22 protein-coding genes and 1 other RNA gene are annotated in these 22061 nt (G+C 56.3%); 16 read left to right on the forward strand and 7 right to left on the reverse strand.

Going from position 1 to position 22061, the window contains the following annotated elements:
- The coding region (locus ACTG39_RS08180) for an efflux RND transporter periplasmic adaptor subunit (RefSeq protein WP_439107054.1) at positions 1-818 on the reverse strand (818 nt) is incomplete at its 3' end.
- Between the two features lie 231 nt (positions 819-1049).
- Here ACTG39_RS08180 and ffs point away from each other — a divergent pair.
- The 9 genes from ffs (at position 1050) to ACTG39_RS08225 (ending at position 7871) form a co-directional block, all read left to right on the forward strand.
- An RNA gene (gene ffs, locus ACTG39_RS08185) (signal recognition particle sRNA small type) lies at positions 1050-1146 on the forward strand.
- 90 nt (positions 1147-1236) lie between these two features.
- Positions 1237-2961, forward strand: a complete 1725-nt coding sequence (dnaX, locus tag ACTG39_RS08190; RefSeq protein WP_439107055.1) for a DNA polymerase III subunit gamma/tau — start codon at positions 1237-1239, stop codon at positions 2959-2961.
- Positions 2962-3013: 52 nt separating this feature from the next.
- A complete protein-coding gene (locus ACTG39_RS08195; RefSeq protein ID WP_439107056.1) occupies positions 3014-3337 on the forward strand; it encodes a YbaB/EbfC family nucleoid-associated protein in 324 nt (107 codons plus the stop codon).
- Positions 3337-3945 (forward strand): recombination mediator RecR, encoded by a 609-nt coding sequence (recR, locus tag ACTG39_RS08200; RefSeq protein WP_439107057.1) that lies wholly within the window; start codon positions 3337-3339, stop codon positions 3943-3945. The genes ACTG39_RS08195 and recR overlap by 1 nt, the downstream gene beginning before the upstream one ends.
- Positions 3942-5054, forward strand: coding sequence for a ribonuclease D (gene rnd, locus ACTG39_RS08205; RefSeq protein WP_439107058.1), 1113 nt, complete (start codon positions 3942-3944; stop codon positions 5052-5054). Before recR ends, rnd begins: the two co-directional genes overlap by 4 nt.
- Positions 5055-5056: 2 nt before the next feature.
- A complete protein-coding gene (locus ACTG39_RS08210) occupies positions 5057-5362 on the forward strand; it encodes a YcgL domain-containing protein (protein WP_439107059.1) in 306 nt (101 codons plus the stop codon).
- A complete protein-coding gene (locus ACTG39_RS08215; RefSeq protein ID WP_439107060.1) occupies positions 5352-5714 on the forward strand; it encodes a hypothetical protein in 363 nt (120 codons plus the stop codon). The genes ACTG39_RS08210 and ACTG39_RS08215 overlap by 11 nt, the downstream gene beginning before the upstream one ends.
- A 112-nt stretch (positions 5715-5826) precedes the next feature.
- Positions 5827-6672 (forward strand): AAA family ATPase, encoded by an 846-nt coding sequence (locus tag ACTG39_RS08220; protein ID WP_439107061.1) that lies wholly within the window; start codon positions 5827-5829, stop codon positions 6670-6672.
- Between the two features lie 23 nt (positions 6673-6695).
- A complete protein-coding gene (locus tag ACTG39_RS08225; protein WP_439107062.1) occupies positions 6696-7871 on the forward strand; it encodes a vWA domain-containing protein in 1176 nt (391 codons plus the stop codon).
- 21 nt (positions 7872-7892) lie between these two features.
- Here the strand turns inward: ACTG39_RS08225 and ACTG39_RS08230 are convergent, their stop codons facing one another.
- Entirely contained in the window at positions 7893-8666 is a 774-nt protein-coding gene (locus ACTG39_RS08230; RefSeq protein WP_439107063.1) for a TrmH family RNA methyltransferase, read from the reverse strand.
- Positions 8667-8694: 28 nt separating this feature from the next.
- Here ACTG39_RS08230 and ACTG39_RS08235 point away from each other — a divergent pair, with 28 nt between their 5' ends.
- On the forward strand, positions 8695-9003 hold the full coding sequence (locus tag ACTG39_RS08235) for a glutaredoxin family protein (protein WP_439107064.1): 309 nt from the start codon (positions 8695-8697) through the stop codon (positions 9001-9003).
- Between the two features lie 16 nt (positions 9004-9019).
- Here the strand turns inward: ACTG39_RS08235 and ACTG39_RS08240 are convergent, their stop codons facing one another.
- Positions 9020-9451: a universal stress protein gene (locus tag ACTG39_RS08240; RefSeq protein ID WP_439107065.1), complete on the reverse strand. Its 432-nt coding sequence runs from the start codon at positions 9449-9451 to the stop codon at positions 9020-9022.
- A 189-nt stretch (positions 9452-9640) separates the two neighbouring features.
- Between ACTG39_RS08240 and ACTG39_RS08245 the strand changes: the two genes are divergently transcribed.
- The 4 genes from ACTG39_RS08245 (at position 9641) to ACTG39_RS08260 (ending at position 13851) form a co-directional block, all read left to right on the forward strand.
- The gene (locus tag ACTG39_RS08245; protein ID WP_439107066.1) at positions 9641-10099 is read left to right on the forward strand and encodes a hypothetical protein; all 459 of its coding nucleotides are present in this window, start codon (positions 9641-9643) and stop codon (positions 10097-10099) included.
- A 198-nt stretch (positions 10100-10297) separates the two neighbouring features.
- On the forward strand, positions 10298-13021 hold the full coding sequence (gene topA, locus ACTG39_RS08250; RefSeq protein WP_439107067.1) for a type I DNA topoisomerase: 2724 nt from the start codon (positions 10298-10300) through the stop codon (positions 13019-13021).
- 3 nt (positions 13022-13024) lie between these two features.
- The gene (locus tag ACTG39_RS08255; protein WP_439107068.1) at positions 13025-13513 is read left to right on the forward strand and encodes a hypothetical protein; all 489 of its coding nucleotides are present in this window, start codon (positions 13025-13027) and stop codon (positions 13511-13513) included.
- A gap of 83 nt (positions 13514-13596) precedes the next feature.
- Complete coding sequence (locus ACTG39_RS08260) at positions 13597-13851, forward strand: hypothetical protein (RefSeq protein WP_439107069.1); 255 nt, start codon at positions 13597-13599, stop codon at positions 13849-13851.
- Positions 13852-14027: 176 nt separating this feature from the next.
- On the opposite strand, the gene lexA is transcribed toward ACTG39_RS08260, so the two are convergent.
- Positions 14028-14654 (reverse strand): transcriptional repressor LexA, encoded by a 627-nt coding sequence (gene lexA / locus ACTG39_RS08265; RefSeq protein ID WP_439107070.1) that lies wholly within the window; start codon positions 14652-14654, stop codon positions 14028-14030.
- A gap of 156 nt (positions 14655-14810) precedes the next feature.
- On the reverse strand, positions 14811-15128 hold the full coding sequence (locus ACTG39_RS08270; protein ID WP_439107071.1) for a DUF6763 family protein: 318 nt from the start codon (positions 15126-15128) through the stop codon (positions 14811-14813).
- A 244-nt stretch (positions 15129-15372) separates the two neighbouring features.
- Here ACTG39_RS08270 and ACTG39_RS08275 point away from each other — a divergent pair, with 244 nt between their 5' ends.
- Both ACTG39_RS08275 and ACTG39_RS08280 read left to right on the forward strand, forming a co-directional pair.
- Entirely contained in the window at positions 15373-16470 is a 1098-nt protein-coding gene (locus tag ACTG39_RS08275) for a mechanosensitive ion channel family protein (protein ID WP_439107072.1), read from the forward strand.
- Complete coding sequence (locus tag ACTG39_RS08280; protein ID WP_439107073.1) at positions 16467-17204, forward strand: S-methyl-5'-thioinosine phosphorylase; 738 nt, start codon at positions 16467-16469, stop codon at positions 17202-17204. Before ACTG39_RS08275 ends, ACTG39_RS08280 begins: the two co-directional genes overlap by 4 nt.
- Positions 17205-17212: 8 nt before the next feature.
- Here the strand turns inward: ACTG39_RS08280 and ACTG39_RS08285 are convergent, their stop codons facing one another.
- Together ACTG39_RS08285 and mfd are read right to left on the reverse strand one after the other, a co-directional pair.
- Positions 17213-18475, reverse strand: coding sequence for a CsiV family protein (locus ACTG39_RS08285; RefSeq protein ID WP_439107074.1), 1263 nt, complete (start codon positions 18473-18475; stop codon positions 17213-17215).
- Entirely contained in the window at positions 18462-21920 is a 3459-nt protein-coding gene (mfd, locus tag ACTG39_RS08290; protein ID WP_439107075.1) for a transcription-repair coupling factor, read from the reverse strand. Before mfd ends, ACTG39_RS08285 begins: the two co-directional genes overlap by 14 nt.
- Positions 21921-22061: the final 141 nt, after the last annotated feature.

Below are 22061 nucleotides of genomic sequence, written 5' to 3' on the forward strand. Positions count from 1 at the left end.
ATTGAGAAGATAGCCACGGTGGTCATGCTGATCGGATTTACGTCCGGACGCACAGCGATCAATTGGGCGTTAACACTGCGGTCTCGCCATTGCAGGGGATAACGGTCGCCGACGGACAGATATCGCGCTTGTTCGACGGCTACGCCGATGTGCGCTTCGCGATCTTCAATAGAGGTGAGGGTAAATACCGGCGCACCCGGTTGTGTCACGGCTCCACGGTCCAGTAGCTGACGGCCAATACGGGCGGCGTAGGGCGCTCTAAGAACCGATTTCTCTAAATCGATGTCCAGCGCATGTAATTGTGCCTCGGCAGCCGCGAGCGCGGACCGCCGGGCTTTCTCAGCCAAACGCGTGTCGTCATATAACTGGGCGGAGATGGCGCCACTCTTTACCAGGGGAGCCTGTCTCTCGGTCCTTGCGCTCGCCAGTTCGAGCTCTGCACTTGCCTGATCAACGGTGGATGACGCTGCGAGTCGACGGGCTTCCAATCCCTGCGTGTCCAGGCTTGCCAGCGCTTCGCCCGCTGCAACGGCTTGTCCCTCGCGCACGATAATCTCTGCGATTGCCCCCGGGACTTCAAAACCTACCTGACTGCGGCTAGCGGCCTGTACCAGGCCCAGAAAGCGCTGCTCCCGTCGAAAGCTGATCTGTTCCTTGTACTGTGTGTGGGCCACCGGCATTGGGGCTCTGAGGGTGGGCACCTGCTCAGCGGATACGCGTGCATGCAGGGCAAAGGTCACGACGCCCGTCACAAACATAGCGCTACCCAATGCTATGAGGTTGCTGGTCAAGGTTGCGGAAGATGCTTTGGCATTCATGGCTTGTATCCAAAATTGGCGCTATGTTACGAAGCATAACATTATGTAAGAGGTATTAACATCTACGCTGGCGGCTAATAACTGGATTAGGTCTGTCGAAAAACTTTCTGTGGGCCAACAGTCGTTCAGGGTTTCCACTCAGGGAAGCAATCAAGCAATGTTGCGCCTTGCTCCCGAGGGGGCTTTTGGCGACAATGCGCGTCCCCGATTGTTGGGGTTTTAGGGTGGCCCGGGCGGTCCCCTCGCAATGTCAGGCAGTGAATCCCGCCAGGCCCGGAAGGGAGCAACGGTAATTGCTGGTACATGTGCCGGGGTGTGGCTGTCCGGGCCGCTTCCATTTCGGCTCGGGTAATCTTTGCGTATAACCCGTGTTTGAGATGACGGTCCGGTAATCGGAACGTCCACTGACGGAATAGACATGTCTTATCAAGTGCTGGCGCGCAAATGGCGCCCGGCCACATTTGATGCCCTGGTTGGTCAGGAGCATGCCCTGCAGGCTTTGCGCCATGCATTGGACAGCAATCGCCTTCATCATGCCTATTTGTTCACCGGCACTCGCGGCGTGGGCAAGACGACTATTGCCCGCATACTTGCGCGCTGCCTGAACTGTGAAAAGGGAGTAACTGCAACTCCCTGCGGAGAATGTGGTAGCTGCGTAGAGATCAATGAAGGACGCAGCGTTGACCTTATTGAGGTTGACGCCGCGTCACGGACCAAAGTTGAAGACACCCGGGAGCTGCTCGACAACGTTCAGTACGCGCCCACGCGTTCACGCTTTAAGGTGTACCTCATCGATGAGGTGCACATGCTGTCCGGCCACTCCTTCAATGCACTGCTAAAAACACTCGAAGAGCCACCGGAGCACGTTAAGTTTTTGCTCGCCACCACCGACCCGCAAAAACTGCCTGCGACCGTGCTGTCGCGCTGTTTGCAGTTTAATCTGAAGAATATGTCCGCGGAGCGTGTTGTAGAGCACCTGCGAGACATTCTGGCAAAAGAACAGGTGGAGTTTGACGATCCCGCACTATGGCAGTTAGGGCGTGCGGCTGCCGGAAGTATGCGCGACGCGCTAAGCCTGACGGATCAGGCAATAGCTTTTGGCGACGGCGCGCTGCGCGAGGCCGAAGTGGCAAGCATGTTGGGCTCCGTCGATCGCCGTCACGTTTACGAACTCCTTGAGGCGCTTCTGGCAGACGATGCAAAGACATTGATTGAATGCTGCGCAAACATGGCGGAGCAGGGCGTAGATTTTGCGCAAGCGGTGGACGAAGTGGCTAGCGTGCTGCATCGCTGCGCCCTTGCGCAAGCGGTGCCCGGCGCTATTGATCGAGAGTTTGGCGATGCGGAACGCATTGCAGACCTCGCTTCCCGCATGACAGCGGAAGATGTGCAGCTATTTTATGAACTCGCACAAAGCGCACGCGCACAGGTTGCGCATGCGAGCAGCCCCCGGTCGGCCTTTGAAATGCTGGTGTTGCGATTATTGGCATTCCGACCCGTCGGCGTCCTTGATCCGACATTAACGGCCGAAGATTTGGTCCAAAGCACTTCGTCGACCCCGGAGGTCGAAGAAGCCGCAAAAAAGTCTGAGCCGCCCCCGGCGGCGCATGGCAGTCATGAGGCTACGGCACCAAAACCGCCAACACCGCCAAAAGCGGCAGAAACCCCAGCGGTCGCAGCGAAACCCGCAACGCCAGAGGCCGGCAGCAGCAATCCTGATCAGTCGCCTGCGCGGGTAGCTGAGACAAGTCATGGGGATGCTGAGACGCCCTGGTATCAGACCCTCGAGGCCCTTGGGCTGAGCGGCAGCGCGCTGAATATTGCGTCGCACTGCATCATTGATCGAGTACAGGGCGCGTCATGGCATCTCATTTTGGATGAGAGTCGCGCTAATCTATTTAACGAAAGGCATGTGGCGATTGTGGCCAAAGCATTATCGGACTGGTGTGGTGAGCCCTGCGAGGTGGCGATCACACCGGGGCCGGTGTCTCAGGAGACACCTGCGATGCGCCGTTTGAGATTGGAAGCAGAGCGTCAGGCGGTGGCAGTGGCCGAGATCAACGAAGATCCGCAGATCATGCGGCTGGTTCAGGAGTTTGACGCGACGGTACTTAAGGACTCGGTGACCGTCGATCAGCCGTGATAACGATGTCGGGCGAGTACACTATGCAGCAAGTAACAGGAGAGCACTGAACATGAAGGGCGGCTTAGGTGACATCATGCAGCAGGCGCAGAAGATGCAGGCTGAGATGCAAAAAGCACAGGAATCCATGGCGAACCGGGAAGTGGTGGGAGAGTCCGGTGCTGGCATGGTCACGGTAACCATGACCGGTAGACACGATGTGCGACGGGTAGAGATCGATCCCAGCGTGCTCGGTGAAGATAAAGCCGTTTTGGAAGATCTCCTCGCAGCAGCGGTTAATGATGCGGTGCGCCGCGTAGAGGAATCCAATCGCCAAGCCATGCAGGATGTAACAGGTGGCATGTCTTTACCGCCCGGTTTTAAGTTTCCTTTCTGATGCACCGCTTTAGTCCCGCCATGGACGCCCTTATCGAGGCTTTGCGCTGCCTCCCGGGAGTAGGTCCAAAATCTGCGCAGCGCATGGCGCTTCACCTGCTCGAGCGAAATCGAGATGGAGCGACTACTTTGAGCCGCTCTTTGGCGGATGCTGTGGAGCGCGTGGGCCGCTGTCAGCAGTGCCGCAATCTGGCTGAGGAAGTACTTTGTGGAATATGTGCCGATACGCGACGGGACGGGACGCTACTTTGTATTGTCGAAACCCCCGGTGACATTCTGGCTATCGAGCAAGCAGGGGGCTATCGCGGACGCTACTTTGTACTCATGGGCCACCTTTCACCGATCGATGGTATCGGACCTCAGGAGATCGGTTTGCCTATTCTTGAAGCATTAGTGCGTGACGGGGAGGTGCAGGAAGTGATTCTTGCGACTAATCCCACAGTTGAAGGTGAGGCTACGGCCTACTACATAAGCCGAATGCTCGAACCTCTCATTCCTCGTTTATCGCGTATTGCCCATGGTGTGCCTTTGGGTGGCGAGCTGGAGTATGTGGATGGTTCAACACTGGCGCATGCTTTTTCAGGTCGCCAGCCGGTGCCGGGCTCATGAGCTGGACTCTGGTAGAGAGCGATGAGGCGTTAGCGGTGGCTCTTGCTACCCTTGACGACGCGGCTGAAATTGCCGTGGACACGGAGTTCATGCGTCGTAACAGCTATTACCCGCACGTCGCTTTGCTACAGCTGTGCGCAGACGACCACGCCTGGCTTATTGATCCTTTGCAGATCACTGAGCTCGAGGGACTCCGCGCCCTCATGACCGATCCCGCGCGTGTAAAAGTGCTGCATTCCTGTAGCGAGGATTTGGAAGTTTTTAAACACTGGCTGGGCGTGTTACCGACACCCCTGGTAGATACTCAACGCGCTACGGCGCTACTGGGCATGGGATTCGGCTTGGGCTATCGCGCGCTCATCGAGCAATTGCTCGGCGTTGAGCTCGAAAAGGGCGAAACCCGTTCGGATTGGTTGAAACGGCCCTTGAGCGAGTCTCAGTGCCACTATGCCGCGCTGGACGTGTTGGAGCTTGTGCCCGCCTGGAAGATTCTTAAGCAATCGGCTGAGGATCAGGGCCGTATGGAGTGGGTCCTCGCCGAGGGCGAAGAGGCCATTCGTCTTCTTCAGGCTCGCGAACGCGACGTGTATCGGCGCGTTAAGTCCGCGTCGCGTTTGTCCCGGCGACAGTTAGAAGCGCTCCGCAGGCTCTGCGAATGGCGCGAAGATCTTGCCCGCAACGTGGATAAACCCCGAGGCTGGATAGTCGAAGACAAGGCGTTCCTGGCAATTGCCCAGGCGCAGCCACAGGATCAAGAAGCGCTGGCTGACCTGGATGTGCTGCCTGCAGCAGTATTACGCAGGCAGGGCCCAACAATAGTCGCCTGTGTGCAGGGTGCATTGGATGTTGCGGAGGAAAAGCTTCCCGAGGCATTACCCGGACCTCTTGTGTCTTCCCAGCGTAATCTGCTCAAGGCGCTTCGCGAAGTGGCCAAAGGTATTGCCGCTGATATGGGAGTCGCGCCAGAGATTTTAATCTCCGGTGCTGATCTTGAGTTGCTCTTACGCGAGGCCTCGGGTGTCGACATCGTGGTGCCCGAACGATGGAAAGGCTGGCGCTGGGAGGCGGTCATAGAACCTCTGGGCGCTTCCTTGCCCGGAGTGGCCTGATCATGAAGCTCTTGTGTGAGGTTTTCCGGAGTCCTCGTAAAGAGGGCATGTATTTGTACGTTAAACGCGATGAGGGTATGACGCGGGTACCGGAAACTCTGCTCAGTGTATTCGGCACTCCCGAGTCTGCACTGGTGTTTGTGCTGGAGCCCACGCGAAATTTGGCGCTGGCAGATGCTGCAACTGTGGTGGCGGCTCTTGAGAGCGAAGGATACTACGTGCAGATGCCGCCAGGATCCGGCAGCGAGGCGATGTTCAATCCCCGTCACAGCCAAGAACAAGGAAAGGACACAGGCGATGCTCACTAGCAGTGCTTACCTGACGGCGTTGATTGTCTATGTACTGTCCGCGTTACTGGCCGTTGCAATGATGAATCTGTGGATGCTGCGAGGACGATCCGTTGCCATCAAGTGTTTGATCTCACTACCGCTCCTCGGTCTTTTACTGACCCCGGCGCTGATTCAGCCCGAGGCGGATACCTTTGCGCCAGCTCTGGTGGTTTTGGCCTTTCAGTGGTTCAGTCAGGGGCCTGAGGCCGCGCAGCACGCGCTCAGACCGTTGCTCATGTTCACCGCGATTGCTGCGGGTCTGGGTCTTGTACTTGCGCTGGTTTTGAGCAGGCTTAGCCGTAAACCGTCTCTTGAACCTTCAAATACCTAGGCACGACTGACTTGCTCGCTCTTGGCTGGTTTGGGTACCCTTGCGCCCCTCACATTTTTGGTCAACGACCTGTGTGTCCTTGATCGTCATTTTTTGAACTGGAGCCCCGTCAATGAAGTTTGAAGGTACTGAGCGTTACGTCGCTACTGAAGATCTAAGCATGGCTGTGAACGCCGCCGTTGCTCTTCAACGCCCCCTCTTGATTAAAGGGGAGCCAGGCACGGGTAAAACCATGCTCGCCGAAGAGGTTGCTGAGGGCTTGGGTTTGCCGCTGATTCAGTGGCACATCAAGTCGACAACCAAGGCACAGCAAGGCCTTTACGAGTACGACGCGGTCTCCCGCCTGCGAGACTCTCAGCTGGGCGACGACAAAGTGCATGATGTCAAAAACTACATCAAGAAAGGAAAACTCTGGGAAGCGTTTACGGCCGAGGAGCAGGTTGTTCTGCTGATCGATGAGGTTGATAAGGCCGATATCGAATTCCCTAACGACCTGCTGGTAGAGCTCGATCGCATGGAGTTTTTCGTCTATGAGACCGGGGAAACGATCAAGGCGACACGCCGGCCCATCATTATCATTACCAGTAACAACGAAAAAGAATTGCCCGATGCGTTCCTGCGCCGCTGTTTCTTCCACTTTATTAACTTCCCGGACAAGAGCACGATGCAACGCATCGTCGACGTGCACTATCCCGACATCACCCAAACCCTCGTTCAAGAGGCGCTGGAAGTCTTCTTCGATCTGCGCTCGGTGCCGGGTTTAAAAAAGAAGCCGTCGACATCCGAGCTCATTGACTGGCTTAAGCTCCTCATGGCCGATGATATTCCCGATGAGATTCTCCGTGAGCGGGATCAGTCCAAAGCCATTCCGCCGCTGTACGGCGCGCTGCTGAAAAATGAGCAGGATGTTCATTTACTCGAGCGACTTGCGTTTATGCATCGCCGAGAGACGCGGTAAACGGCTGACTTGAGGGCCTAAGCGTGCTGATAAATTTCTTTAGTTCCTTGCGCGACGCGGGGATTCCCGTCACCACTCGTGAGCTTCTGGATCTTTACGAAGGTCTGAGCAAGCACGTGGCCTTTGGCAGTGCGGATGACTTCTATTTCTTTAGCCGCACCTGTCTCGTCAAAGACGAAAAGTATTTCGATCGATTTGACAAAGCGTTTGGCGCGCACTTTGAGGAGCTTCAGGACCTCGATGATGTCATCGAGGCGATGATTCCCGATGACTGGTTGCGCAGTGAGTTTATGAAGCAGCTGTCGGATGAAGAAAAAGAAAAAATTGAATCTTTAGGTGGGCTCGAGAAGCTCATCGAAGAATTCAAGAAGCGTCTCGAAGAACAAAAAAAGCGACATGAAGGCGGTAATAAGTGGGTGGGTACCGGAGGTACATCACCTTTTGGGCAGGAAGGCTACCATCCTGAGGGTATCCGCGTAGGTCCCAATGGCGGTAACGGTAAGGCCGTGAAGGTATGGGATCGTCGGGATTTCAAAAACCTGGACGATAGCGTCGAGCTGGGCACGCGGAACATCAAGATGGCGCTCCGTCGTCTGCGCAAGTTTGCGCGCAACGGTGCAGCGGATGAGTTGGATCTAGATGGCACGATCCGTTCCACAGCAAGGAATGCCGGGCTGCTGGATATTCGCATGGTTCCGGAACGTCACAATGCGGTGAAGGTGCTGCTGTTCTTTGATGTTGGCGGCTCTATGGATCCGCATGTTCGTGTCTGCGAGGAGCTTTTCTCCGCTACGCGCACAGAGTTTAAGCACATGGAAAGCTTTTACTTCCACAACTTCTTTTACGAGAGCGTGTGGAAGAACAATGTGCGCAGGCATGCGGAACGTACCAACATGTTGGATATCCTGCATAAGTACGCCCACGACTACAAAGTGATCATCATTGGGGACGCTTCCATGTCGCCCTATGAGATCGTCCAGCCCGGTGGGTCCGTGGAGCATTGGAACGAGGAGAGCGGCGAGGTTTGGATGCGCCGTATTCTCGAAACCTATGACAAGGCGGTGTGGATCAACCCCGTGCCCCAGGAGGAGTGGGAGTACACCCAGTCTATCTCCATCACCCATAAGTTGATGGAAGGGCGTATGCACCCTTTGACGCTCAAGGGCCTGGAAGACGCGATGACCTATCTGTCGCGTTAAGCAGTGACGCTTTCGCGCAGTCTAGGCTCCCGTGGCCGCAAGATAAGCTACCAGAGCGCCGCTCACAGCGACGTTAAGAGATTCCACGCCGTTACTCATAGGAATAGATAGATTCTCTCCAGGGAGCGCAGAAAGCTCTCTGGATATCCCGGCGGACTCTCCGCCAAGTACAAAGAGGGCACGGGACGCAAAACCTTTGCCATCAAAAAGCGTTCGCCTGCCGCTGGCCTGCAGCCGATAAAGCGTAAAATCGGCATCGCAGAGCGTCTTACTGGCAGTGCTTACAGACTGGCAGCGGAGCAGAGGGGCGCGAAACACGGTCCCGGCGCTAGCCTTGATAACCAGTGGCCCAAGGGCGGGGTTTCCTCGATCTGCGTAGAGCACTCCGTCGATCCCCGCCGCGGCCGCGCTACGGATCACCATGCCCATGTTTTGTGGGTTCGTCACGCCGTCCAGAGCCAGGAGACGCTGCGGCACGTCCGCAAGTGACGCCACGTAATCGTCCAGCTCGCGCATCGCAGGACAGTACACATCCAGCGCCACCCCCTGATCTTGCCGTCCGTTGCGGGAAATGCGCGCAAGCTCTTCACGAGTATGCTCGCGAAAATCCAGAGCTCTTTTTGCAGCCGCTCTTTGGATATCCTTTAAAACGCCGCCACTGCGATTGCTCCTCGCAAGATGCAGTATTCGACAATCCATCTGCGGGTCTTGCAGTGCCTCCAGGACGGCCTTGCGGCCGTAAACGGTCAGGAAGCGTCGTCGTTCCTGCCGTTCCGGTTTGCGGAATTCGCTCATGTTAAGCTCAACTGCCTAAGGAGGCGGAATGATGAAGGAAGTCCCGCTGATTCTCTATAGCACCGTAGGTTGTCATCTCTGCGAAGAGGCAGAGGCCCTGTTGCATGGCGCGCGACAGCTGCAGCCAAAGCTGCAGTGGCGGGTGGTCGATATCGCCAATGACGACGTTCTTTTTGAGCGTTACGGCTGGCTGATTCCCGTGCTGTATGCCAGCTCGGACGACACGGTGTCGGATAACGCCGAAGGTGATGCTGGGCGCAGCGGGCGTGAGCTGCGCTGGCCCTTTGACGCTCAAAAGCTACAGGCGTTTTTGCGCGATGCAGCTATCGCGCCCTAAGACAGCAAGACTTCAGCTAGCCTACGCGCACAGCGAGCACATCACAGGTGGCACCGTGCAAGACGCCGTTGGCTGTGGAACCCATGAGCAGCGCCAGTCCGTAGCGACCATGGCTGCCGACTACAATGAGCCCCGCCGACATTTCCTCGGCAAGCGTATGAATCTCCACTTCGGGCCGACCCAGAACAACGTGGCGACGTTCTTTATCTACACCGTGTTTGAGTCCGAATTTCTCCAACTGCTGTTCGGCCTGCTGATGGATTTCGTCCTGAATGCCAGAGAAGTCCATGGGTATGTCGCCACCATAGGCAAAACTAAGGGGTTCAATGACATGGATGATATGAAGCTCGGCATCGTTATTCCGTGCAATAGCCAGAGCACGTTCCGCAACGGTGTCTGAATCCTCGCTGAGATCGACCGCCATGAGAATTTTATTGTAGTTGGACATAAAAGCTCTCCACACCTGAATGTTAGGGGTAGTCTAGGTCACAAATCTCGTGACTATTGTCTTGCCTGCGTCGGGTGTTGCGTCGCGCTACGGCGCTGCTGATAGCATGCAGGTCCGAGACCATTCATTTATAACACAGTGGTTTGCGTCGAAAACATCGACTAAATCAATAGAATGCAGGAGTTTTCTGTGGGATACGCCATTATTGCGCTGGTTTTGTTGCTGGCGCTGGCACCATTGTGGCACTTCATGCCGACCAAGCGGCAGAAGCATCAGGCGCGCCTTCGCGAGGCAGCAGCCCTGGCCGGCTTGTTTGTGGAGTTTCGTGACCTGCCTTTGGGGCCCGAGCGGCTGGCCCGCCTAGCAGCAACCGAACGACAGGTGCTGTACTACGGCCTAAGGCTTCCTGCGTCAAGGAAAGCAGCGAGGGAACGCTGCGCCTGGTATCGCGAGCAGGGCACCTGGAGCAGTCGCCCAGGGCGTTTGGAGCTTCCTGAAATAGCCAGGGCACTTCCGGAGGCTGTGCTTGCTTTAGGACTATCCGAGGAGAGCTGCGGGGTCTTTTGGCATGAGCGCGGCGACGAAGCCGTTGTGCAGGAAATTGCCGACTTATTGAAGCAATGGCGGGGCAAAATCGTACCCTCCTAAACAACGCTTCTCTTGACCCGAACTCAGTGGGTCTATATATATGCGCCCCTTCGGCCGTTTCCAGGGAGCTGAATAGTAATAAAAAAGTGACCAATTTTAAGTGCACAAACATGCACCATCACTTTAAACAACACTTTAAACAACACTTTAAACAACACTTTAAACAACACTTTACACAACAACAGGTTTTCAAGCCCTATGGGTAAATCTCTCGTCATTGTCGAATCACCTGCAAAGGCCCGGACTATCAACAAGTATCTGGGTAATGACTTTGTGGTGAAGTCGAGCGTGGGGCACATTCGCGACCTGCCCACGGCGGGTTCTGCTACAACAACAGACGCCAAGGAGCGGGCGGCCAAGGCGGCGCAGACGCGCAAGATGTCCCCTGAAGAGAAGGCTATCCAGAAAAAGACCCGATCGCGAGAGCAGCTCGTTCGTCGTATGGGCATTGATCCCGACGAGGGCTGGGCAGCGAACTACGAAATTTTGCCGGGCAAAGAAAAGGTGGTTTCGGAACTTCGAAAGCTTGCCGAAACCTCAGACACCGTCTATCTCGCGACCGATCTTGATCGCGAGGGAGAAGCTATCGCCTGGCACTTGCGTGAGGCCATCGGTGGTGATGACGAGCGCTATCAGCGCGTAGTTTTTAACGAGATCACGAAAAAGGCTATCCAGGATGCCTTTTCCAAGCCATCGCGAATTGATCAGGCGCGGGTTAACGCCCAACAGGCACGACGGTTCCTCGATCGCGTTGTGGGATACATGGTTTCGCCCTTGCTTTGGGCGAAGGTCGCGCGCGGCCTTTCTGCAGGTCGGGTGCAATCGGTAGCTGTGCGTCTTATCGTCGAGCGAGAGCGTGAAATACGCGCGTTTGTCCCGGAGGAGTATTGGGAGATTCATGCGGATCTCGAGAACAAGGCCGCGGAGAAAGCGCGCTTTGAAGTTCGGCGCATGCGTGGCGAAAGGTTTCGTCCCAATAACGAAACCGATGCTATGGCAGCGCGGGATGCGCTTGCGGAAGCAGACTATGTTGTCAGTGATCGCGAAGACAAGCCCACGCGTTCCAAGCCCCCAGCGCCATTTATCACCTCGACGCTGCAGCAGGCGGCGAGTACGCGTCTAAGTTTTAGTGTGAAGAAGACTATGATGTTGGCCCAGCGCCTTTATGAGGCCGGCTACATTACTTATATGCGAACAGATTCGACGAATCTGAGTGCGGATGCAGTGACAGCCTGTAGAGATTACATCAAAGGTAATTTCCCCAAGCAGTATCTGCCGGAGCAGGCCGCCCGCTATTCATCCAGCGATAATGCACAGGAAGCGCACGAAGCGATTCGCCCCTCCGATGTAAACGTCCAGCAGGGGCATTTGCAGAATATGGAGCGGGACGCCGAGCGTCTGTATGAGCTGATCTGGCGACAGTTTGTGGCCTGCCAGATGCCGGCCGCCGAATACACATCGACCACCATTACTGTGGCAGCGGGCGAGTTCCACTTAACGACGCGGGGTCGTATCGTACGTTTTGATGGCTACACTCGCGTGCAGCCGCCTCAGGGTCGTAAAGCCGAAGATATGGTATTGCCGGACCTCAACAAAGGTGATCCCTTAACGTTATTGACGCTGGAGCCGGCGCAGCATTTCACCGCACCGCCATCGCGTTACGGTGAGGCCAAGCTTGTGAGTGAACTCGAGAAGCGCGGCATCGGTCGCCCCTCGACCTATGCATCGATTATTTCCACGATTCAGGACCGCGGCTATGTGCGGCTGGAGAATCGTCGTTTTTATGCGGAGAAGATGGGTGAGATTGTTACCGATCGTCTCGAGAGCAGCTTTAGCGATCTTCTCGACTACGGTTTTACCGCGGGCATGGAGGAGCGTCTCGACTCCGTAGCAGATGGTGAGCTTGATTGGCGTCAGTTGCTAAATGAGTTTTACGGTGATTTCAAAGAGCGGGTAGAGCGTGCTGAACTGCCAGAGCCTGATGGTATGCAGTCCAACGCGCCAACGATGACCGATATACCCTGCAAGGCCTGCGGGCGGCCCATGCAGATACGCACAGCGAGTACCGGTGTGTTTCTTGGCTGCTCCGGGTATGCCTTGCCACCAAAAGAGCGCTGTAAAGAAACCGTTAACCTGATTCCCGGCGATGAGGTTGTTGATGCGGACGCGGATGATGAGGCTGAGTCGCGACTATTGCGTAGCAAGCATCGCTGCAAGCTTTGTAATGCTGCAATGGACAGCTACCTCATTGACGAAGAGCGCAAGTTGCACGTCTGCGGTAACAATCCGGATTGTTCAGGCTTTGAAGTAGAGCTGGGTAAGTACAAGATTAAGGGCTACGACGGTCCTACGCTGGAGTGTGATAAGTGCAGTAGCGAAATGCAGCTCAAGACGGGCCGCTTCGGTAAGTACTTTGGCTGCACCAATAGCGAATGTAAGAACACCCGTAAGCTTTTGCGCAGTGGAGAGCCAGCGCCCCCGAAGATGGATCCCGTGCAGATGCCCGAGCTGATCTGCGACAAAGTCGAGGATCACTATGTGTTGCGCGACGGTGCTGCCGGACTGTTCCTTGCCGCAAGTCAGTTTCCCAAGCATCGTGAGACGCGCGCGCCGCTCGTGCGCGAGCTGCTCCCGCATAAAGATGAGATCGATCCAAAATACACGTTTTTGTTCGACGCTCCCACAGAAGACAAAAGCGGTAACCCGGCGCAAATTCGCTACAGCCGCAAGACCAAAGAACAATATGTAATGACCGAGGAAGACGGTAAGGCGACGGGCTGGAAGGCATTCCACGACGGAGGACGCTGGCAGATACAAGAGGCTCCCCCTAAACGGAAGCCCAAGGCCAAAGCGAAAGCCAAGGCGAAGACAAAAGCCAAGGCCAAAGCAAAAGCAAAAGCCAAGAGCTCTCCGGTGTCCTAGGCGATGTCGCGCACGCGAGGGGAGGCGAATCAAGCGCTTTACCGCGCGCGGATTCTGCTTGAGGCCTGGGATCGCATGCGCAGCGAAGCGAGGCACACCGAGAGCGCGCTCATAGACGGCTTTCTGCCGGCGGTGCGCATGCACTTGCTGGAGGCCTATGGCTGGTTTCTCTTAGCTGTATCCGGCGTCGAAGAAGCATCGTCGCTTACCCTGCCGGCAAATACCGGGGATCTCCCGCGGCCTGATGCCGGTAAGGCCCTAAGCCCCGAAATCGCTGAGTTTACCCAACTGGAGAAAACGGGCTGGCTGGCACAGATGCTCGAGGATACTTCGGGCGCAGGTCCATCACCGGGCGCCCAGAGTAGTGTGCAATCTGTGCAGGGGCTGTTGGTTAGTGACCGTGAAGTCGCAGGCTTTGCTGTCGTGATGGCTTGGGCAGATGCGTTATCGGCCACCATGACCAGAATGGATGATTCGCTATCTGAGTGTTAGAGCGCCCTGTCTCGTAGTCGACTTGTTCCGGAGGGAGCAGGACTGCTACCATTGCGCTGCAACTCTCATTTAGAGGTTACTGCGTGCCTACATCTTTGCTCGAGATCGTGGATCTCGGTGATGGCGACATAGTTCTACAACGTGCTGATGACGATAGTAAACCTCTCGTGACCATCAGCTTCTCCGACGAAACCCGAATGTACATTCTGGATAAGGGACTGGAAGTGGCGAAAGCTATGATTCAGGCCGGTATTCAGGCTGCCGCGGAGGTCGCGGAGCAGACGGACGTCGAAGTAGAGACTGAGCCCACACAAACAGCCCCTCGAATCCTGCACTGATTCGAGAGGCGATCGGCTGTGTCTAAGCCGGCAGCCTTGAACAAGGTTTTTTGTTCAGCCCCGGGGTGATTGAGGCCCTGGAAAGTCTAGGGCGCTGTTAATTTCGCTAATTCCGCCAATTCCGCCAATTCGGTTTGGTTAGCCAGGCATCCTCTATAGCGATTGCCAATCGAGTACTACTTCGAGTACTGCTTCGAGTACTGCATCGACCGACGAATCACCCCTACGCTTAGGCCTTCAATGGCGAAACTGCTCTCCGCGAGGTCAACATCGATTGGAGACAGGTCGTCGTTTTCGGGTAAAAGTTGCAGGTGGCGCTTGTCACGACCATGTTTCAGCCGCTTTACCGTTACCTCATCATCGATGCGAGCGACAACGATCGCGCCGTTGTCAGCTACCGGCGTGCTGTGGACGGCTAACAGGTCGCCATCGTGAATGCCTACGTTGATCATACTGTCGCCTTGAACCCGCAGTAGATAATCCGCCGGGGGGTGGAACAGGGACGGATCGATAGCGCAGTGTTCTTCGACATTCTCTGCGGCAAGAATAGGGTCTCCCGCTGCGACCTTTCCGACGATAGGCAGGCCCGCGTCTTCGGGCAGCCTAATACCTCGAGACGCTCCGGGGATGATCTCGATGGCGCCCTTGCGGGCGAGGGCTTTGAGGTGCTCCTCAGCGGCGTTGGCAGATTTAAATCCCAGCTCCCGGGCAATGTCGGCCCGGGTAGGGGGCATGCCGGTATCGCCGATATGACGACGGATAACGTCCAGAACCTGTTCCTGACGAGCAGTAAGCTTGAGCATGAGGCACCTGTGAATTTGTACAGTGCCTGTGATTATATACAGTAAACGCGGCGGAGCAACTAATCTTATTGCGACGTTTTGCCGCGCATCTTCGCAGTCAGTTACTCCCTAAAAGCTTGTCGCGCTGTTAACGCCAATGACAGACAAACGCCGTCGCTAGACGTCCTCGATTGCCAGTACCGTGTCCGGCTCGATATTGGATAGAGGGCTACTCCACTGCAGGGGGTGCATCGCTGCGTCCGGGTCGATCTCATCAGCGTCATCCAGTTCAAACGGCGTGCGCCAGTCTTCGGGTGCCGCTGCGGTGCGCAAACTGAGTTCCGCCCAGACGTCGAGATCAAAATCGGCTAGCTCTCCGTCCAGGTACTGGACCTGAACATTGGCCTCATCTAAATCGAGGGACACAATTTCAAACAGTTGGCCGCTCTCGCGATCCTGATACCAGCGGCCCAGTTTTGGTACAAATTGACTCATATCTCTTCTCCCTAGGACTCTTAAAGCTATCAGCATTTTGGGGAGATGCCAGCGAAGAAAACTGTCAGGATTAAGTGACAGTTATTGCCCTGCGCGTGAGCACTTTTGAAGGAACCGTGGCTATTCAATCACTTGGCGTTGCCGTTGCACGAAGCGTCTAAGCTTGTAGGGTCGCTGTTATACTTTCACCGCCTTAAGGGCGTTTTCTACATGCTCAAATAGTCTAAAACCAGTCGGGATCGCCATGGAATCACAACTCGCGGTTGCTTTTGCACACGTCGCCAATAGCCTCAACTTACCCTGGGTCTGGGTGGCTACGGGGGGGCTGCTGCTCATTGCGCTAGTTGGTCAATGGGTGATCGGAGCGCTTCTCCGGCGCGTCCACCGCTTGGCGCAGCAGTCTACTCAGCAGTGGGACGACGCTTTTGTGGTCGCGCTTATCGCTCCCGCGAAACTAGCCTGGTGGTTGCTGCTATTGACGCTGCTGTTCGCGCTATTACCCGCTTTGGCGTCCCTGAGAGAGGTCGCCTTAACCGTTCTCCATGCTTCGCTGGTGCTTCTCGTGCCCTGGTTTCTGCATCGCCTCATCGCCAACATCGAGGAGCAAGTTGTACTCGCCAAATTCGCCGATGGCGCATCGGTAGACAAGGCAACTGTGCGATCCACGGCCAGGTTGTTACGTGTCGCACTGTGGTTGATCACAGCGTTGATGCTTCTTCAGACCCTGGGCGTGTCTGTGTCCGGTTTGCTGGCCTTCGGCGGTATTGGTGGCATCGCTGTGGGATTTGCCGCAAAGGATTTACTGGCGAACTTTTTTGGTGGACTGGGTATCTACATGGACCGGCCTTTCACCATTGGAGATTGGGTGCGGTCACCGGATCGGGCGCTGGAAGGTACCGTCGAGGACATCGGTTGGCGCGTAACGCGCATACGCACCTTTGATAAGCGGCCGCTTTACGTTCCCAATTCGGTGTTCAGTCAAATTGTGATTGAGAATCCATCGCGAATGCTCAATCGGCGTATTTACGAAAAGTTTGGATTACGCTACGACGACAGCAGGGTCCTTGCGGCCGTGGTTGAGGCCGTCCGTGAGATGCTCAATGCTCACGAGGCCATCGATACGAGCCAGACCATTATTGTTAACTTTGAGTCCTTCGGTGGTTCGTCGCTGGACTGCTTTTTGTACTGTCATACAAGAACGACCAATTGGGTGGAGTATCACGGCGTGAAGCAGGACGTGCTCATAAAGGTCCTGGAGATAGTGCATCAGCATGGCGCTGACATCGCGTTTCCTACGCGTACGCTGCTGATGCCGGGTCCCGCAGAGGAGTTGAACGCATGAGTCTGGCACTCATCGGAGGCACTGGTCTCAATAGTCTTGATGGTCTGGAGGTGTTGGCATCACACGCGGTCGAGACACCCTATGGGCAGCCATCCATGGCCATAGAAGAGGGTGTATACGCGGGGAAGAAGGTGTTTTTCTTTCACCGTCATGGAGGTAACGCCCAGCCTATTCCACCTCACAGGGTTAACTATCGCGCTAACCTGTGGGCTCTGAGAGAGCTTGGCGTAGAGCGCATCATCGCAGCCAATGCCGTGGGTGCCATTGATCCTTTGATGACAAGTGGCAAGCTAGTGCTTCCCCATCAGATCATCGACTACACTTGGGGGAGGGAGCACAGCTTTGATGACGGGAGCAGCGGCAAACTTCTGCATGTGGACTTCACGCATCCCTACGACGAGGTGCTTCGTAGTGAGATTCTCAGAGCAGCAGAGACCGCCGGCGTGTCTTGCATTGACTCGGCGGTGCTGGGAGTGGTGCAAGGGCCCAGGCTGGAAACTGCCGCCGAGGTGGCGCGTTTTTCTCGTGATGGCTGTGACTTGCTGGGCATGACCGGGATGCCGGAAGCGGCCTTGGCCCGGGAGTTGGGAGTCCCCTATGCGGCGATTTGTATGGTCGTAAATGCTGCCGCCGGTTTGAACGATGCACCTATCTCTATTGATGACATACGCCAGACGCTTCTGACGGAAACCGCTCTCTTTGGTGCTGTGGTCACAGCGTTTCTTAAGGCTTAACCAATCAGCTAGATGTCTTCGTCCTCTGCACTCTCATCGTCGATCGGCAGTAACTCGATGGGCAAGGCATGACGCTCGCGAAACTCTCTTTCCTCAGGAGGCAGAAGAGGGAGCGCCTCTTCGCTCATTGGCGTGACCTTGATGATCACACCGACGACCGGATGATCCAGATAATGTATCTCTCCGGAGCGCATTCGTCGGGTTTGGCGATGCACGATAGCGTGCCGCCAGGGATACTCAGGACCAATTGATTCCTCTTCAACCGGTATCTCAAGCTGAGGGGGCTCAGGATCACTAGACGCAGGGCTCTGCGCCAATAAGGGGTCGGTTGCGGTGTCCAGAAGCGCACTATCGTTGACGGGAGCCCAGGGGTTCATCTCCCGTCCCCCCAGAGTCTTTACTACCAGGGATGACGGAGACAGCGGAGGAGGGTCGATCTGCCACGCTTCCGGTAAGTACTCACCCAGGGTGTTCAACCACAGGTCAAGGGCGATGTGCAGATAGCGGGAGCGATAGACCTGGAGGCTGCCCTGAAGAGCCGGCCAATCCAGGCTATCTATGTCTCCGGAGCGATCCATGATCAGCGCGGGGGTTTCATTCGCTTCGTTGAGCTGCGCCCACCAGCTGCCATGAAAGGCAATACGGTTACCCTGGCGCCGCAAACTTCGAGCCTGGGCGCGAAACTCGAGACTCCGGTTATCGAGGAGTACGTAGGGGAGACTGACAATGGGGCTGGTCAGGTCAATCTGGGGCTCCTCGAGGTCAGGATTAGGGCCGTTGGGATCGTTTGGTAGATTGCTAAGACCGCCTTCCAATTGCGCGGCGGTATCTTCTGGCGGGTTGAGAGCGTCCGCTGTGTTGGGATCTGCGTCATCAACGATGGCTAACAGGTCCAGATCAGTCAACGGCGTGGTCAGGGCGTCAGGACGCGAGTGGTCCAGTAGCTCTTCTATGGGCGCGGGGACTTTAAGGATTTGGGTTCCCCGGGCGTCGATAGCGCTCTCGTAGGCCAGGCTTTCTTCGACTCGGCGGTCCGCCATCTTGGGATCCAGTAGGTAGCGATAACGCTCTGGATATTCGAGGGTGGGCAGAGGGTCCCACTGCTCCGCCAAGCGGCTGTCGGCACTTTCGCGCACAAATATCAGAATTTCGGTGCGGTACCAGTTCTCAGCGAGCTCTTCGGGAACCTCAGCCAGCGCATCTCGGTTAAGCAGGGTGGATGCCAAGGCGAAGGCGTAAACAGCGAGTAACGAAATGCTAGGCTGCTTCATCTAGAGCTTCTCCTGCCAGTCGCTGGAGCAATTCTCTGGCGAGTTCTTCTCGCCGTTGGATATCCGGCAGGGCCCGCTCTATGCGTAGCCGCGTCGGTCCGGATAGTTTGTATTGCAGGGGCTGCTCCTGCACCAGTGTCACCAACTGCAGGGGATCTACGTTGGTGTTATCGGCAAAGTCGATGTGGCCTCCCGCGTCCCCAAGCTCCAGGGCTTTGATCCCACAGCGCTGGGCAAGCAGGCGCAGGGAGCTGGCGATAAACAAGCCTTTCACGGGGGCGGGAAGGAGTCCGAATCGATCAATCATCTCAACCTGCATTTCACGAAGTGCCAGGTCATTCTCGCAGGCCGCAATGCGCTTGTAGAGTATTAACCGCATATTAGGGTCAGGAAGATAACTGTCGGGTATGAGTGCGGGACTGTGCAGGTTAACTTCGGTGATAGCCTGCAGGGGTGCGTCCACATCAGGAATATCGCCCCGGCGCAGTGCCTCCACGGCTTGTCGCAGCAGCTGGGAGTACATGGCAAACCCTACACTTTGGATTTGACCGCTCTGCTCATCGCCCAGTAACTCGCCGGCGCCGCGAATTTCGAGATCGTGAGTTGCCAGTTGATAGCCGGCGCCCAGATCTCCCGCCGCCTCTATTGCTTCGAGGCGCTTGCCCGCATCGGTGGTCATCGCCGAGGCTGGGGGGCAGAGAAGGTAAGCATAGGCCTGATGGTGTGACCGTCCAACCCGGCCCCGAAGCTGGTGAAGTTGCGCCAGTCCAAACTTGTCGGCTCGATCGATAATAATCGTGTTCGCATTTGGGATGTCGATGCCTGTTTCGATAATGGTCGAGCAGATCAGGATATGGTGTCGCTGGTGATAGAAGTCCGACATGACCCGCTCAAGCTGGGTCTCATGCATTTGGCCGTGGGCGACGGCTACCGATAGATCGGGCAGGAGTTCTCTCAAGGCCTCGGCGCGCTGTTCAATGGTACGAACCTCGTTATGAACATAGAAAACCTGCCCACCCCTGAGGGATTCTCTCAATACCGCTTCTTTTATCAGGCCGTGATCGTGTTCGCGGACAAAGGTTTTGATGGACAGTCTGCGTGCCGGTGGTGTGGCGATGATTGACAGGTCGCGCATGCCGCCCAGCGCCATATTGAGCGTTCGGGGTATCGGTGTTGCGGTCAGGGTGAGTATGTCCACTTCGGCGCGAAGGGCTTTAATGCTGTCTTTTTGACGAACACCAAAACGGTGCTCCTCATCGATAATCAATAAACCCAGATCCGAAAACTTGACGTCGCTTTGTATGAGCTTGTGCGTGCCGATAAGGATATCTACGTCCCCTGCAGCCAGGCGTTTGGCAACTTCCCGGGTGTCCGAGGCGGCACGAAAACGGGACATCACTTCGATCTTAACCGGCCAGTTCGCAAAGCGATCGCGGAAGGAGTTGTAGTGTTGCTGGGCGAGGAGGGTGGTCGGCACTAAAACCGCAACCTGACGCTGATTGGCGGTGGCGATAAACGCAGCGCGCATGGCGACTTCGGTTTTTCCAAAGCCCACATCACCACAGACCAGCCGATCCATGACTCCGGTGCCACACATATCCTGCTCTACAGCGTCGATGGCAGCGGCCTGATCGGGTGTTTCTTCGAAGGGAAACCCTGCGGCGAATCTCTCGTAGTCTTCTTCAGGACTTATAAACTGAACGCCTTCGCGGGCTTCACGGCGAGCGTAGACCTCGAGCAGCTGGGCAGCCACATCGTTAGCTTTCTCTCGCGCCCTGCGCTGAGCCTTGTCCCATTGTTCAGAGCCCAGACGGTGCAGAGGCGCGTGCTCGGGGTCGCTGCCGGCATAGCGGCTGATGAGCTGCAGAGAAGACACCGGCACATAAAGCTTTGATTGATCCGCGTACTCCAGGGTTAAAAACTCGGCCGCGGCTCCATCAACGTCGAGGTGCGTTAAGCCCATGTAACGTCCGATGCCGTGCTCGGCATGCACAACCGGGGATCCTTCGCGCAATTCGTTGAGGTCCCGAAATATGGCTTCCGGGTCCAAGGCATCACGGCCTCGGCGTCGCCGCCGCTGCGCTACTCGCTCGCCAAAGAGCTGGGTCTCGGTAACCAGCATGGGCGCCTTTGGTCCGAGGTTTATACCGCGGTCGATGGGTGCTACCGCCAGCGCGAACTCGCTGCCAGATGCCACGAAGTCACTCCAGCTGTTAACTTCTGCCGGGGGCTTGTCTAGCGACTCCATGAGGATCTCTCGACGCCCGGGGGTTTCTGCGCAGAGCAAAACGGGACCACTGTGTCCTTCCAGGAGTGTTCTCAGCCGAACAGGGAGTCCCGTTTCGTTTTCGCCATCCAAAAGCTGAGGGGGCGGCTCGATGCTGGTGGTGATGTGCGCTGGCGCTTCAGCGGTATGGCGCATCTCCAGGACCGCGTGATTGCCCAGAGCTTGAAAGAGTTCCTCTACCGGCATAAACAGCTCCGCCGGTGACAGGAGCGGGCGCCGGGGATCCACACCGTAGTCGGTAAAGCGTCGCGATGCCTCCTCCCAAAACCGTGTCGCCGCACTGTAATGATCGCCCAGCGTAACCAGTGCTGCGTTGTCCGGCAGATAATCCAGCAATGATTCGCAGCTATTAAAAAATAGCGGGAGGTAATACTCCGCGCCACCCGGAGCGCGACCATCACTGAGCTCGGTAAAAATGGGGCACTGGTCATGATCGACGTCGAAGCGGGCGTACCACCTTTGCTGAAATGCCTGAATGCCAGGCTTGTCCAAGGGAAACTCCCGGGCAGGGAGGAGGTCCACGCTGGACAGTTTCTCAATGGTGCGCTGCGTTTCCGGGTCAAAGCAGCGTAAGGAATCAATCTCGTCGTCCAGCAAATCTATGCGCAAGGGTAGTTTGCTACCCATGGGGTAGATGTCCATGAGAGAGCCGCGAACGGCAAACTCGCCATGCTCATAGACCGTGTCGACGGCGCGGTATCCACTCTTTGAGAGGGCTGTGCGCAGCGCTTCAATATCCAGGGACTGCCCTTCTTCCAGCAGCAGGCTATTGGCCTCGATGTAGTGGCGAGGGGGCAGCCGCTGCATGAGTGCCGCCATGGGCAGCAGTAAAACGCCACGCTGGGTTTGCGGGAGTCGGTGGAGTGTGCGAAGACGTTCGGAAACGATGTCCTGGTGCGGCGAAAAGTTATCGTAGGGCAGTGTTTCCCAGTCTGGCAGTTGGAGAATTTCGCAGTCCTTTGGAAGGAAGAACGGCAGCTCCCGGGCGAGCATTTGTGCTTGCGCCGTGTCCTCCGTAAAAGCTACCAGTAAGCGCTCTTCCGTCGCCAGTTCAGCGATGCACAGCGAAGCCGTGCTGCCAAAAAACGGACCTATCGCGGTACGAGAGCCTGTTTTTGTAGGCCAGGGACAGTCGGCCAGCAGAGGAGCGAATAACATAAATTCTGGAGTGGTTTGGCGGGATTCGGAGACGCATTGTAGAGCGAGGTGGGGTGCTGCTCCAAACTGTGATCAAGGCAACATTTGCCAAGTTGCTAGGGAGCCAAGGCGCGGGGATAATACGCGGCCCATAGTATTGCT

Origin of the sequence: Congregibacter sp., assembly GCF_965662665.1 — a bacterium.
Taxonomy (GTDB): domain Bacteria; phylum Pseudomonadota; class Gammaproteobacteria; order Pseudomonadales; family Halieaceae; genus Congregibacter.

Bases quoted from the DNA above. Each gene is read 5' to 3' on its own strand.
- ACTG39_RS08195 (WP_439107056.1), top strand. From the start codon at position 3,014: ATGAAGGGCGGCTTAGGTGACATCATGCAGCAGGCGCAGAAGATGCAG.
- topA (WP_439107067.1), top strand. From the start codon at position 10,298: ATGGGTAAATCTCTCGTCATTGTCGAATCACCTGCAAAGGCCCGGACT.
- ACTG39_RS08215 (WP_439107060.1), top strand. From the start codon at position 5,352: ATGCTCACTAGCAGTGCTTACCTGACGGCGTTGATTGTCTATGTACTG.
- ACTG39_RS08210 (WP_439107059.1), top strand. From the start codon at position 5,057: ATGAAGCTCTTGTGTGAGGTTTTCCGGAGTCCTCGTAAAGAGGGCATG.
- rnd (WP_439107058.1), top strand. From the start codon at position 3,942: ATGAGCTGGACTCTGGTAGAGAGCGATGAGGCGTTAGCGGTGGCTCTT.
- ACTG39_RS08240 (WP_439107065.1), bottom strand. From the start codon at position 9,451: ATGTCCAACTACAATAAAATTCTCATGGCGGTCGATCTCAGCGAGGAT.
- ACTG39_RS08270 (WP_439107071.1), bottom strand. From the start codon at position 15,128: ATGAGTCAATTTGTACCAAAACTGGGCCGCTGGTATCAGGATCGCGAG.
- ACTG39_RS08255 (WP_439107068.1), top strand. From the start codon at position 13,025: ATGTCGCGCACGCGAGGGGAGGCGAATCAAGCGCTTTACCGCGCGCGG.
- dnaX (WP_439107055.1), top strand. From the start codon at position 1,237: ATGTCTTATCAAGTGCTGGCGCGCAAATGGCGCCCGGCCACATTTGAT.
- ACTG39_RS08285 (WP_439107074.1), bottom strand. From the start codon at position 18,475: ATGAAGCAGCCTAGCATTTCGTTACTCGCTGTTTACGCCTTCGCCTTG.
- ACTG39_RS08230 (WP_439107063.1), bottom strand. From the start codon at position 8,666: ATGAGCGAATTCCGCAAACCGGAACGGCAGGAACGACGACGCTTCCTG.
- ACTG39_RS08235 (WP_439107064.1), top strand. From the start codon at position 8,695: ATGATGAAGGAAGTCCCGCTGATTCTCTATAGCACCGTAGGTTGTCAT.
- ACTG39_RS08275 (WP_439107072.1), top strand. From the start codon at position 15,373: ATGGAATCACAACTCGCGGTTGCTTTTGCACACGTCGCCAATAGCCTC.
- lexA (WP_439107070.1), bottom strand. From the start codon at position 14,654: ATGCTCAAGCTTACTGCTCGTCAGGAACAGGTTCTGGACGTTATCCGT.
- ACTG39_RS08280 (WP_439107073.1), top strand. From the start codon at position 16,467: ATGAGTCTGGCACTCATCGGAGGCACTGGTCTCAATAGTCTTGATGGT.
- mfd (WP_439107075.1), bottom strand. From the start codon at position 21,920: ATGTTATTCGCTCCTCTGCTGGCCGACTGTCCCTGGCCTACAAAAACA.
- ACTG39_RS08220 (WP_439107061.1), top strand. From the start codon at position 5,827: ATGAAGTTTGAAGGTACTGAGCGTTACGTCGCTACTGAAGATCTAAGC.
- recR (WP_439107057.1), top strand. From the start codon at position 3,337: ATGCACCGCTTTAGTCCCGCCATGGACGCCCTTATCGAGGCTTTGCGC.